The sequence below is a fragment of the Proteus vulgaris genome, from assembly GCF_023100685.1.
In the GTDB taxonomy this organism is placed as follows: domain Bacteria; phylum Pseudomonadota; class Gammaproteobacteria; order Enterobacterales; family Enterobacteriaceae; genus Proteus.
Genome location: NZ_CP090064.1, coordinates 2,916,089 through 2,929,729, shown reverse-complemented (window position 1 = coordinate 2,929,729; position 13,641 = coordinate 2,916,089). Strand labels below are relative to the sequence as shown.

Genomic DNA, 13,641 nt, shown 5'->3' with positions numbered 1-13,641 from the left:
AAGTTGATTAATATTTTGGTTGTTGTTCTTTCGGTGCCACTTTGCAGCTGTTTTGTTGGCAAACAAATTTCAATTCAGGATGTCCACCATAATCATTTACATACATCATATAAAATTGATTGACGCCATTGGTTTTAACTGGAATTTCCAGTGATGATTTAGGTGCAACCATTAAACCAGGGAAAGTGGTTAACTTATCGCTATCTTCACCATTTAATTTATTCGAAAGACCAATAATAGTGATGTAGTAAGGTGTTGGATTTTCTGCGATAAATTGATTATTTTGTTTCTTAAATACCAACTGATCTTGCCAAACCATGCCCGGTTTTTCAGGAATAATAGCCGTAGGTCGATAGAATAATTTGATTCGTGACTGCATTGCCATTTGCAACACATTCGCTTGTTTTGGTGCTGGTGGAATTTCACGAACGTTTAAATAAAACAATGATTCTCTATCTTGTGGCAAAAGCCCAATCTCTGCAGTTTTAGTTATTCTTACAACCCCTTTTTGGTCACCATCAAGACGTTGTAAAGGAGGAAGCGCCACTAAAGGAGAGGCAATTTTTTGCCCATGTTCATTTTCAACCCATGATTGAGCCAAAAATGGAATATCAGGGCTAGTATTTTTTAAATTTACGCTGGCTGAATTTTCACTACCAGTTAACACGATCCGTGTTCTATCTAATGACACACCAGCTTGTGTTGTATTCACCATGCTTAATGCAAGTAGTGAACCGCAAAAAAGTGTTTTAAGTGTGTTGAATGAGTTCATACATTTATCTCTAGTAATTCATTTTGTTCATTAAAATCACTGACATAATAACAATTCACGTTTTAGTGGATCGTTAATGGTTGCCGGGATCGTAATCGTACATTGGGTTTTACCACCCCAGATCACGTTTAATGATTCATTGAGGTTAACACCCGCAATATAAACTAGGCCTTCTTCCATCACCATTCCCATATTTTCACCATCTTTATTAGTGACGTCAGCACCAAACGGCGGATATTTTTGATCAGCTGTTTGTAAGATAGCCATTAGACGTTCACCTTGACGCACTGGGAATGTGTAGTAACCAATAGCCCCTTCAGTTAATGTTGTGGAGGTGATGGCTTTATGTGTTTCAATATTTGAATCCATTTTATCAACATCAATACGCGCATCAACGTTGTTATAGCTGGTTAAGTCAGTAATTACCCCAATACCAAATAGATTTGTTGTCGTACTTTGGTTATTAAACGGCACACCTGGGACGCCATCTGTATCAACCATCATTCGAGCTGTACTGGATGTCATGCTGCTACTATGTAATGCAGCTCCATGACGAGTAGCTGTAAATCCGCCTTTTACTGTCGCACCTACAGCAACATAATTATCTTGTTGATAGCTTGCATTAGCGTTAATTTCAGCATATTGCGAACGGTGTTGATAATAACCATCAGTATTGGCTTTATGGTCTGAACTTAACCCCGCACGGACACGCCACAAATTATTATAATTGCTGTTATCGGAATAAGAGGCCATTTGGTTCACTTTTCCGTTACTGTCTTGCAGGCTATAACCTATATTTTTGCCACTACCTAATGGAACTGAAATATTGAAAGAAATACTGTCATCAGTATTTCCTTTATGCTGAGTACGGAATGCAGACAAGTTAGTGTTAATCTGCTCTATACCCATAATCGAAAAGTTACGGCTTACCGTTACACCATATTGTTCTTGTGTATTTTTATCCCAATAATTTTGATGACGATAAGAAAGATAAAGTGTTGTTGATTTTTCAGTATCATCAGCCCAGAAAGTTTTGTTACCAGTAATGGTATACATCTCTTTTTCATAACCATTGTTATTGATAGCGTTGTAACGCTCATCAATATATTGAGAAAAAGAACGGAATGTTTTCTCTGAAAAACGATAGCCTGCAAAAGTAATTGTACTATGGTATTCATCGAATGTTTTCGCATAGTTCAGTTTGAATGACATTCCGTTGATATTTTCATTATCATAGGTTTGGCTATAAGATTGAGTTACATCACCAGAAAGCGTACCTAGGCGCCCCATATCGTGACCTAAACCTAATGACCACGCATTGTAATCTTTAGCTGTTAATAAAACACCACCATACAGTGACCATGTGTTATTCATTCCCCATGAAAAATCACCTTGATAAAAAATAGGGCCTTGCATTTTATGGTTGTTGAGTGATGGCTGACCGATTGATGTGTTATAACGCACTGAACCAGGGCGTGTCATATACGGTAAATTAGCTGTTTGCACTTGAAATTCGTTTACTTTGCCGTTTTGTTCTTCCACTCGAACATCTAATTGACCTTGTACCGTATCTTGTAAATGTTTAATAACAAAAGGGCCAGCAGGAACAGTGGTTTCATAAATTAAGCGACCATTTTGAGTGACGGTAACTTTAGCATTAGTATTTGCAATACCATGAATTTCTGGTGCATAACCTTGCAAAGATGGTGGCAACATTCTTTCATCACTTTGGATATTGGCGCCAGTAAAACGAAAACTATCAAAAACTTGGGAATTTAAATACGTTTCACCTAACGTTAATTTAGCTGCTTGAGTGGGCAGTGGTTTGTAGGCGTAGATCTGATTCCAATCAAAGCTATTGTTTGATGAGTATTCAGATGAATAATTTCCTTGGTATTCAGCGCGTAAACGCCATTCACCAAAGTTAATACCCGCTTGCCCATAGCCTGTCAGCGAGTTGTTATTGTTACCTTTATTAGGACGTGTTGATGTTCCTGTTAAGGTATAGTCAAGTAACACCCCTGATACACCTGGGTCCCATAATTCGGGAGGAGTCCAGTCTGCATCTTCGTATTTCATTAATGAACGAGGAATAACAATATCAAGAATACCGCCATCATTTTTGATGGAGATACCAGGTAATTGATTGATATTGAAGCAATCAGGGGAAATTTCTTCGATAAATTTTTGATTTTCTTCGTTAATGGTTAATTTTTTTAGAAGAGAAGGGTCAATACAAGCAACAGAATAATTAGGTTTTACTTCAACATAATTAATGTTTTGGCGAGGGAAATCACGTCCATTTATACGGATATCCAAATAGTACATACCAGGAATAATGTAATTAGAAGTTGCAAAGCGAGACAGATCGACATTATCTCTATCTTCAGCATCTAACATGTGAATGTTAAATTCCACAGAATCATCTTGCTCGGCTTGAGCGAAAAACGCTAAGCACAATAGCAAAATGGCACAAATGTTTTTCCATATTGTGCTGTGAAAATAAGAAATTAACATGAATAAACGCCTAATTATTAATTAAATAGAAACTAATTAATTAAATAATGAATATTTATTTAATTACTTTTTATTTTTATTTTTATTTTTTATTAAATTGAAGTGTTTTATCAAATTTAACGCAGAGGAAATCCCCTGCGTTAATGCAGTAATTAATTTATTATTTAATTAATTTAAATAAATAAAACGATTACTGATAATCAACTTGGAAGTTGATAACGGCTTGGAATTCACCCGGAGTTACAGTTGCGTCTGCTGATTCAGCTTGAACGTAAGCAACGAATGGAATTTTTGAAACACCATTAACTAATTGTACTGGCGTTGTTGCTGTATTCCATTTAACTGATTTGCTACCAGCATCCATTAAACCGATACCCGCACCAGAAGCTGAGCCAGAAACGAAAGATGCTAAATCTTTGTTTGTTGCATTAACAACGCTTGGTGTATAGCTAACAGTTGCTGTTTTTGCTACGGTAGTATCACAGTCTTGTAATTCGATATCTTTTTTAACGTTACCCGCTTTTTGCATATTTGCTAATGCAGATGTTGGGATTTCGCTGAAATCAACAATAACTGGACTTGAAGAAGCTGCTAATCCACAAGCTGAATTAACAATTTCACCTTTTAATTGAATTTCGCCTTTAGTTGCGCCAACTTTTGGTGTAGAAGTTTCAGCAGTTGCAACAGAATTAATACCAAATACTAAAGCAGCAGCTAAAGCAATTTTACTCAGTTTCATTATAGATAATCCCTTGAAGATCGTGCGTATTATTATTTATGAAAAAATAATATTAATGTCGGAATATAAAAATTGATTTGCATTATATTTCGAGTTGTTTCGAATAATGACTGGTTTATATGATATCAACAAAGGCATTCTATTTGATATAACGTTTTGTCAGTTTCCGCAAATTTCAGATTTAATCTGGCCTATTCCACATTAATAGAATTTTATATAGATTTATTCTTTTTATTACTCAATTTATGGGTAAAAAAGTTTATCAGGCAGATAAATTTAATAGACAATATAATTAACATTGTTTTAACTTTATAGAAATTGATATTATTAACATTACTTTAAGAAAATTAATAAAATCAATTATAGATTATCATAATGCATACAATTCAAAGGGTTATATGTTAATAACATAGATATTAGGTTAATTTTTATCGAAAAAAAAGTTTTCCAAAAAGAATAATCATAAAATGAACAATAACTAATGAGATAATTCCTACGTATTTAAGTTAATTTTTTCTTATATTTCACCTATTCTGATAGTCAAAAAAAGACTTGTTGGGCTATTTTTGATACATTTTACTCATCGAGTGAGTGATTTAACTAATGAGTGTTACCATTCATTAACACGATTTTTTTCCAACTTTGGTTAAATAAAGGTAGGGGAAAATGTAACAATTTTTAATATTAAGAAAATATTAAGGAGATATTGAGAGGGAAAATCTGCTATGGGATATCAGGAATGGCAGGGTAAATGTGTTAAGCCTAGAATAAGCCTCTATAAAAGAGGCTGAACGGTATGTAGTACATCATTAATAACGAGATGATTCTTGCGTTAATGTTAATGATGATGTCTCTTGATCCGCACCTTCAGTGCTTTCTTTGTCTTTAGATAGGATCTTGTTTTTACTCTCTTTAGCTTGGAGATAGCCTACAAGGCTCAGTTGATATCGACGAATATTCTCAACGTAGCGATAAGCTTCATGTCCTCTTGCGTAGCCATAAGGGAGGTCAACATAATATTTTTTCTGACTAAGTAGCGGTAATCTTGATTTCACATCTAACCAACTGTCAGGATCTGCGCCTTGTTGTTCGGTCAGCCTTCTGGCGTCAAGCATATGACCAAAGCCCATGTTGTAGGCGGCTAATGCAAACCAAATTTTCTCATCTTCAGGGATAGACTCAGGTAAACGAGAAAGAAGATGTTTAAGATATTGAGCACCACCACGAATACTTTCTTCAGGATCAAGCCTATCAGTGACTCCCATACTTGATGCTGTAGGGCGTGTTAGCATCATAAGCCCCCTAACGCCTGTTGGTGACGTTGCATGAGGATCCCAATGTGATTCTTGCCATGCCATTGCTGCTAATAATCGCCAATCAAAGGTATCCGCATATTTCTCAAAAAGAGGTTGATAGTTTGGCAAAATGGAATCAATTGCAGTAATAAAAGAGATAGTGTCGAAGTAATCAAATGAACCTACATGACCAAAATACTTTTCTTCTAATCGTGCTAATACATCTTCTTGAGATAATTGGTTAAAGTAATCTAGCATAGCGGCATACAAACTATTATCTTCACTATCAGGTAAATACCATGTCAGAGGACGACTTTCAGTGACTTCAAATCCTACGGCAACATTAGGGTGAATACGTTGTTGTACCGCAACACTGATTGAGTCGGCTAAAACATAGGTAATTTTACCTTCTGATAGCGCTTCAAGTAGTTGAGAGGTTGTTTGATTGTCTGATTCTTCCCACTCAAGCTCAGGGTATTGCGTTTCTTTTAGTGTACGCAATAAGCTTGCATGGGCTGATCCTGCTGTGACGACAAGGCGTCCATCTAAAGCATCAAAGCTACGTGGCCTTAATGTTCCTTTACGGTAAATTAATTGCTGAGACACTGAAAAGTAAGCAGGTCCACTACGTGTCGTATCTAATCTCTCTTTGTTGTAAAGTAATCCAGCTGCGATAAAGTCTGCTTTATTGTTCTCCAGATCATCAAACATTTGGTTGATATTTGTCCGCATATTAACGACAAGCTTCACGCCCAGATAATCAGCAAAGCGTTTCACTAATTCATAATCGAAACCTACGGGGTCCTTTTTATCGTTCATCGTTATCAATGGTGACGGCATCGTACTAATTCTTAACTCACCACGAGATAAAATCTTATTTATCTGCGCTTTTTGCCTATCGGGCCAAGTAATATTCAACGCAATAATTGCCGCTGAAAAGAGCGCTATGATAACGATAACGAAATAGTTTATCCTTATATTATTCAATAGGTTATTTCTCGTTAACGTTGTTTGTTGTTGTGTGTAAAGTCGTTATCTTAACATGGATAAATTTCCAGTAATCGAGCATTTTGCTTAACATATTGGTAATACGCAACTTGATTACACCAATTAATCATTAAAACACACTAAGTCAAATGCCGTTATTTTGTTCACGCAAACGGTTTCGTCTGAGCGGTTATTCTATTATACTAGGCGCGTTTCCCCTGAATGATTGATCAGGCTAGCTGCTAAAAGAGAGAACTCAATACTATGGAAATCCTGCGTGGCTCCCCCGCTTTATCCGCGTTTCGTATTAATAAATTACTCACTCAATGTCAGGAAAATGACCTTCCTGTGCAAGGTATATATGCGGAATTTGTTCATTTCGCAAAAGTGGAAGGGCAGTTATCTGAAGATGACCAGATTAAATTAAGCCAATTATTACATTACGGGCCTTCATTAACAGAGCATGAGCCTGTTGGGGAAATGCGAGTGGTGACACCTCGCCCTGGAACGATTTCACCTTGGTCTTCTAAAGCAACAGATATTGCACATAACTGTGGTTTATCCAAGGTGGTCAGAATTGAACGTGGTATCGCTTACTTTATTGAAGGCGATACGATGACAGAAACTCAATGGCAACAGCTTTATGGTTTGATTCATGACCGAATGATGGAAACCATTTTCTTAAATCATCAAGATGTGAATGCACTGTTTGCAGAGCAAACGCCAGCACCATTAAAAACGATAGATGTGCTTGCTAAAGGTAAAGATGCGCTTGTTAAAGCAAACATTGAAATGGGATTAGCACTTGCTGATGATGAAGTTGATTATTTAGTCGATGCTTTTAATCGTTTAGCGCGTAATCCAACTGATGTTGAGCTTTATATGTTTGCACAAGCCAACTCTGAACATTGTCGCCATAAAATATTTAATGCAGATTGGATTATTGATGGCAAAGCGCAAGATAAGTCATTATTTAAAATGATTAAAAATACGTTTGAGCAAACTCCTGATTATGTCATGTCAGCATATAAAGATAATGCGGCTGTTATGGAAGGGTCGGTTGCTGGACGTTTTTATCCAGATGCTGAAAAAGGGCATTACCATTATCATCAAGAACCCGTACATATCTTGATGAAAGTAGAAACACACAACCACCCAACAGCGATTTCACCTTGGCCGGGAGCTGCAACAGGCTCTGGTGGTGAAATTCGAGATGAAGGTGCAACGGGGCGTGGTGCTAAGCCTAAAGCGGGTTTAGTAGGATTTTCAGTATCTAACCTGCGTATTCCAGGATTTGAACAGCCTTGGGAAGAAGATTTTGGCAAACCAGAGCGTATTGTTAATGCATTAGACATCATGACAGAAGGTCCACTGGGTGGTGCCGCATTTAATAACGAGTTCGGTCGTCCTGCATTACTAGGCTATTTCAGAACTTATGAAGAACAAGTTAATAGCCATAATGGTGTTGAAATTCGCGGTTATCATAAACCAATTATGCTAGCTGGTGGCATTGGTAATATTCGTGAAGACCATGTTCAAAAAGGGGAGATCACTGTTGGCGCTAAGTTGATCGTATTAGGTGGCCCATCTATGAACATCGGTCTGGGCGGCGGTGCGGCTTCTTCTATGACTTCAGGGCAATCTGATGCGGACTTAGATTTTGCTTCTGTTCAACGTGACAATCCAGAAATGGAGCGACGTTGCCAAGAAGTTATCGATCGTTGCTGGCAGTTGGGTGATGATAACCCTATCTTATTTATTCATGATGTAGGGGCTGGTGGTCTTTCTAATGCGATGCCTGAATTAGTCAATGATGGTGGTCGTGGTGGTCGTTTTGAACTGCGTGATGTTTTAAATGATGAGCCGGGGATGAGCCCACTTGAAATCTGGTGTAATGAATCTCAAGAACGTTATGTGTTGGCAGTATCACCAGAAAAAATGCCTCTGTTTGATGCGTTATGCCAACGTGAAAGAGCACCTTATGCTGTAATTGGTGAAGCAACGCAAGAGCGTGAATTAGTATTAAACGATACACACTTTGATAATAAGCCCATTGATATGCCATTGGACATATTATTAGGTAAAGCGCCTAAAATGTTACGTGATGTGAAATCACAAAAAACAGAAGGTGAGTATCTAGATCGTAAAGATATTGATTTAAAAGATGCAGTTTATCGAGTGCTTCATTTACCTACTGTGGCAGAAAAAACCTTCTTAATTACCATTGGTGACCGCACTGTAACAGGCATGGTTGCTCGTGATCAAATGGTTGGTCCTTGGCAAATACCTGTTGCTAACTGTGCTGTTACCACAGCAACATTAGATAGCTATTATGGTGAGGCAATGTCGATTGGTGAACGGGCGCCAATCGCACTATTAGATTTTGCCGCATCTGCACGTATGGCTGTCGGCGAAGCGTTAACAAATATGGCTGGCTGTGATGTAGAAGCACTTAATCGCATTAAGCTTTCGGCTAATTGGATGTCGGCAGCGGGGCATCCTGGTGAAGATGCAGGTTTGTATGATGCAGTGAAAGCTATTGGTGAGGAGTTATGCCCAGAGTTAGGTATCACTATTCCTGTTGGTAAAGACTCTATGTCAATGAAAACACGTTGGCAGGATAAAGATGGAAAAAACAAAGAAGTTACCTCTCCGCTTTCTTTAGTTATTACAGCATTCTCTCGCGTTGAAGATGTACGTAAAACGGTAACGCCTGAATTATCGACACAATCAGGTAACCGTTTATATCTGATTGATCTGGGTAATGGACATAACGCATTAGGTGCGACAGCTTTAGCACAAGTTTATCGCCAGTTAGGTCAAAAAGCCGCAGACCTTCGTAATGTAGAACAGCTAAAACAATTCTTTAATGTGATGCAACAATTGGTCAATGAAGGCAAATTGTTGGCTTATCATGATCGCTCTGATGGCGGTTTATTTGTCACTCTTGCAGAAATGGCGTTTGCTGGTCACTGTGGGTTAAATGTTGATATTAGTGCTTATGATGAAGATATCTTAGCGGGACTCTTTAATGAGGAGCTAGGTGGCGTGATCCAAATTAGTGCTCAACATCAAGATGCAGTTGAATCATTATTTACCCAATGCGGTTTAGCCGATTGCTTACACTATTTAGGTCAAGCAACACAAGATGATGCCGTTATAATTCAAAGTCGTGAAACTGAAGTTTATAATGAAAAACGCAGTACGCTACGTCTTTGGTGGGCTGAAACAACATGGCAAATGCAACGTTTACGCGATAACCCTGAGTGTGCTGATGAAGAACATCAGGCAAAACAGGACATCAATGATCCGGGATTAAACGTGCATTTAACCTTTGACCCAAGCGAAGATATTGCAGCTCCTTATATTGCAACAGGAAGCCGCCCTCGTATTGCTGTACTAAGAGAGCAAGGCGTTAACTCTCATGTTGAAATGGCGGCAGCTTTTGACCGAGCTGGTTTTGATGCTATTGACGTTCATATGAGTGACCTACATTCGTCACGACGTTCATTAAGTGATTTTGATGTGCTGGTGGCGTGCGGAGGATTCTCTTACGGTGACGTATTAGGTGCAGGTGAAGGTTGGGCTAAATCTATTCTATTTAATTCTCGTTTACGTGATGAATTTACTCAATTCTTTGAACGCCAAGATACCTTATCGCTTGGTGTCTGTAATGGTTGTCAAATGATGTCAACATTATCTGAACTTATTCCGGGGGCGGATTTATGGCCTCGTTTTGTTCGTAACCGTTCTGAGCGTTTTGAAGCTCGCTTTAGTTTGGTCAAAGTGACAGAAAGCCCATCATTATTGCTACAGGGCATGGTGGGTTCACAAATGCCTATCGCTGTTTCTCATGGGGAAGGTTTTGCGGAATTTCGTCATGCTGAACAATTAGCACAATTAGAGGCACAAAATTTAGTGGGATTACGTTTTGTTGATAATTATGGTCAACCAACAGAACAATACCCATTAAATCCTAATGGTTCAGTAAAAGGGATCACGGCTGTTACAACAAAGGATGGACGTTCAACTATTATGATGCCTCATCCTGAGCGTGTATTTAGAACGGTCAGTAACTCTTGGCATCCTGATAACTGGGGTGAAGATAGCCCTTGGATGCGACTATTCCGTAATGCAAGGAAGCAGTTTGATTAATTAGAAGTAAATTATCTTAGTAGTAAATACATAAAGCCTCTACTTAGCGAGAGGCTTTATTGTATTGATAATAAAGGCATTATTTTTTATTGTGTAAAAACAACGACACTTAGTCATTAGCTTGTCTCTTTTTGGCGACACTTAATTTATTGAAATATAAGCGTTTATAAAATATGGGGTAACTCTGTCTGGATATGGAGACAGCTTGGTTACTTTATAACTAGATAAAAGAGAGACGTAATTAAAATATCATAGAGGTGTTTTTATTTCTTGTTTTCTTTCAATTACTTAATGTTATTCTTGAAAAGTTGGCACGCGTTGTGCATTATATAAATCAGTTGCTCATTCAACTTTTTATGTCGGTCCACAATATGGGTGGGAACATACCACATAAGCCAGGAATGACGCCAGAGTAAGGTGCCTACCGTCCAACATCATGATACTCGTCTTCGGACCTTATCAAACACAGGGCGACACGTGGAGTGAGGCACCACCTTCATCCTCTTTTAGAGAGAAAAGAGATGAAATTTTGACGGGCGGAATATCTCAGTAAGATATTCCGCTCTCCCACTTCTAGAGCCTGTCATATTTTCTCGCTTGTGTTTGTTATCCTCACCTGATTTTCTAATGTCGGACTTTTTTCTTGTTATCAAGTCATGTAGCATCGCATTACTCTAATAGGTGTTGAGATGATTTCATTGAAAAAGTGGCGTATTTTTCCTCGTTCTTTAAGACAGCTCGTGATAATGGCATTTTGGATGGTGCTATTACCTTTACTTGTCCTTGCTTATCAAGCTTATCAAAGTCTCGATCAATTAAGTAATCAAGCAGCAATTACTAATAAAAATGCATTAGCTGATACTGAACGCAGTGAAGTTATGCGAAATTTAGCTATTGAGATGGAAGGAAACTATCGTCGTTATTGTGTTTTACGTGATAAGACTGATGATGATATGTACCAACAACGCTATCAGCAATACACCAAACTCTTCTCAACATTACAACAAACCATAATTCCACTTTCTTCATCTAAAGAAGCCGACGTGCTTAATTCTTCACTTGAAAAGCTAAAGTCTATTCAGTGTGAAAGCAGTGAACCTACGAAAGATATGCAACAAGCTCTTGAGCAGTTCTCTTATGCCAATAATCGTATAGTAATGCTAACAAAAGAGATTATCTTTAGCCGTGGCGAACAGTTACAAATGGCAATTGCTGAGAAAGGACGTTATTTCGGCTGGCAAAGTCTTATTGTGTTCGTATTCAGTTTGATCCTCATCGCACTATTTACACGAATGATCATCGGCCCAGTTAAGGGAATTGAAAAGATGATCAATCGATTGGGAGAAGGGCGAACGCTTAGTAACAATTTGGATTCTTTTCAAGGGCCTAGAGAGCTTCGATCGTTAGCTCAACGTATTATTTGGTTAAGTGAACGATTAGCATGGCTTGAATCACAACGTCATGAGTTTTTACGTCATATTTCTCATGAGTTAAAAACGCCACTTGCTAGTATGCGAGAAGGTACAGAATTATTAGCTGATGAAGTTGCGGGTCCTTTAACGCTCGATCAAAAAGAAGTGGTTTCTATTCTTGATAATAGTAGTAAACAGTTACAGTTATTGATTGAACAACTACTTGATTATAATCGTAAACTTTCTGAGGTTCCTCAGCAAATTGAAGAGGTCGATTTAACTCATTTAGTGAATGATGTGGTATTAGCACACAGCTTACCTGCTAGAGCAAAAGAGATTAAAACGATAATTTCACTTAATCTGACAAAATGTCGAGCAGAAGCGACATTATTATCACGAGTTATCGACAATCTCTATTCGAATGCGGTGCACTATGGTGCTGAATCAGGTAATATCTGGATCTCTAGTTATCAAGTTGAACAGAAGATAGTGATTGATATAGCCAATAAAGGAACGCCTATCCCTGAATCTGAACAAAAAATGATTTTTGAGCCCTTTTTTCAAGGTTCTTTACTACGCAAAGGTGCTGTAAAAGGAAGTGGTTTAGGTTTAAGCATTGCTCATGACTGTATCAAAAGAATGGAAGGTGAATTAAGTGTTGTTCCTTCTGACTATGCCGATGTCTGTTTTCGTATTGAATTACCGCTACTTTCTGAGAATAAATAATGCAAATCAGGTCACAAATACAAGCATCTCCTCATCATGAGTATAAAAAAATAAATAAACAGATGCTTGGTACTGAACCGTTATCTATGGCTCCTGCATCAACTAGAAAGATCGCATTAAATTGGAAACAGTGTGTCTTGTTTATTATGCTTCCACTGGTTCTTTCGGGCTGTACACCAAAGTCGCTCACTGCGTCGTTAGAACCCGAGCCTGATGTACCCGTTGTTAAACAAAGAACAATTGATTACCGTTGGGCTGAATGTAAAACATTAAGTGCTTTTTATGATGAAGGCATTAATAATGCACTTTATTGGTTACGCACAATTGAATGTACGAATCGCATTATGACTACAGAAGCACAACGCCAAGCAAATAGTGTTGTCGTTACAGGTTGGGATGATGCATTTTATAAAAGCATTTTATTAGAGCGTGCTGGTATGACGATTGCTGATCGTCGAACACAATTAGTGTTACTAGAAAGCTATAAGCTACAATTTCCAAGTTCTATGCGTGTTTTATTATCAACATGGATTGAAAATCAAACACTCATTCTCTCTTTAGCAGAAGAAAAAAATCGTTATCGTCGTTTAACCACAGAAACAGATAATAGAATAGATACCCTAAGAAAAGAGAATAATGCATTACAGCATGAACTGAATATCACACTGAAGAAGCTTGAAAGCCTTACCCAAATTGAAAGGCAGTTATCGAATAGAAAACAAAGTGGCTCTGTTGATTCGTTATCACAAAATGAAGACTTAACGGAGAGTGTGGCAACCACATCCCCTGAAACAGAAAAGACAGTTGTTGAAAAGCCAGTCGTTGAAAAACCGACTGAAAAGTCTACTTCTACACATACACAATCGATAACAGAAAAAACAAAGGGTGAGGAAAAAACACCTTCTGCAACAGCGGTTAAACCTGAACCTTCAAAACCAGAATCTGCAAAACCTGAAGTGGTTAAACCTGAGCCTGTTAAAACTGAAATAGAAAAACAGGATGCTAAACCGACTGAAGCAGGATCTAAATAAGGAGAAT

7 protein-coding genes are annotated in these 13,641 nt (G+C 37.9%); 3 read left to right on the top strand and 4 right to left on the bottom strand.

Annotated elements, in window-relative coordinates; genetic code table 11:
• Positions 1 to 7 precede the first annotated feature (7 nt).
• From LW139_RS14135 to mltF, 4 genes are all read right to left on the bottom strand, one after another.
• On the bottom strand, positions 8 to 772 hold the full coding sequence (locus tag LW139_RS14135; protein WP_166540795.1) for a fimbrial biogenesis chaperone: 765 nt from the start codon (positions 770 to 772) through the stop codon (positions 8 to 10).
• 36 nt (positions 773 to 808) lie between these two features.
• Positions 809 to 3,289, bottom strand: coding sequence for a fimbria/pilus outer membrane usher protein (locus tag LW139_RS14130; RefSeq protein WP_166540794.1), 2,481 nt, complete (start codon positions 3,287 to 3,289; stop codon positions 809 to 811).
• 190 nt (positions 3,290 to 3,479) lie between these two features.
• Positions 3,480 to 4,028, bottom strand: coding sequence for a fimbrial protein (locus LW139_RS14125; RefSeq protein ID WP_247850098.1), 549 nt, complete (start codon positions 4,026 to 4,028; stop codon positions 3,480 to 3,482).
• An 809-nt stretch (positions 4,029 to 4,837) separates the two neighbouring features.
• Positions 4,838 to 6,310, bottom strand: a complete 1,473-nt coding sequence (mltF, locus tag LW139_RS14120) for a membrane-bound lytic murein transglycosylase MltF (protein WP_166540792.1) — start codon at positions 6,308 to 6,310, stop codon at positions 4,838 to 4,840.
• 264 nt (positions 6,311 to 6,574) lie between these two features.
• On the opposite strand from mltF, the gene purL reads away from it, so the two are divergent.
• The 3 genes from purL to qseG all read left to right on the top strand — a co-directional run bounded on the left by purL (position 6,575) and on the right by qseG (position 13,634).
• A complete protein-coding gene (purL, locus tag LW139_RS14115; RefSeq protein ID WP_247850097.1) occupies positions 6,575 to 10,465 on the top strand; it encodes a phosphoribosylformylglycinamidine synthase in 3,891 nt (1,296 codons plus the stop codon).
• 689 nt (positions 10,466 to 11,154) lie between these two features.
• Positions 11,155 to 12,603: a sensor histidine kinase gene (locus LW139_RS14110; protein ID WP_162556961.1), complete on the top strand. Its 1,449-nt coding sequence runs from the start codon at positions 11,155 to 11,157 to the stop codon at positions 12,601 to 12,603.
• Positions 12,603 to 13,634 (top strand): two-component system QseEF-associated lipoprotein QseG, encoded by a 1,032-nt coding sequence (gene qseG, locus LW139_RS14105; protein WP_244179630.1) that lies wholly within the window; start codon positions 12,603 to 12,605, stop codon positions 13,632 to 13,634. Before LW139_RS14110 ends, qseG begins: the two co-directional genes overlap by 1 nt.
• Positions 13,635 to 13,641 lie beyond the last annotated feature (7 nt).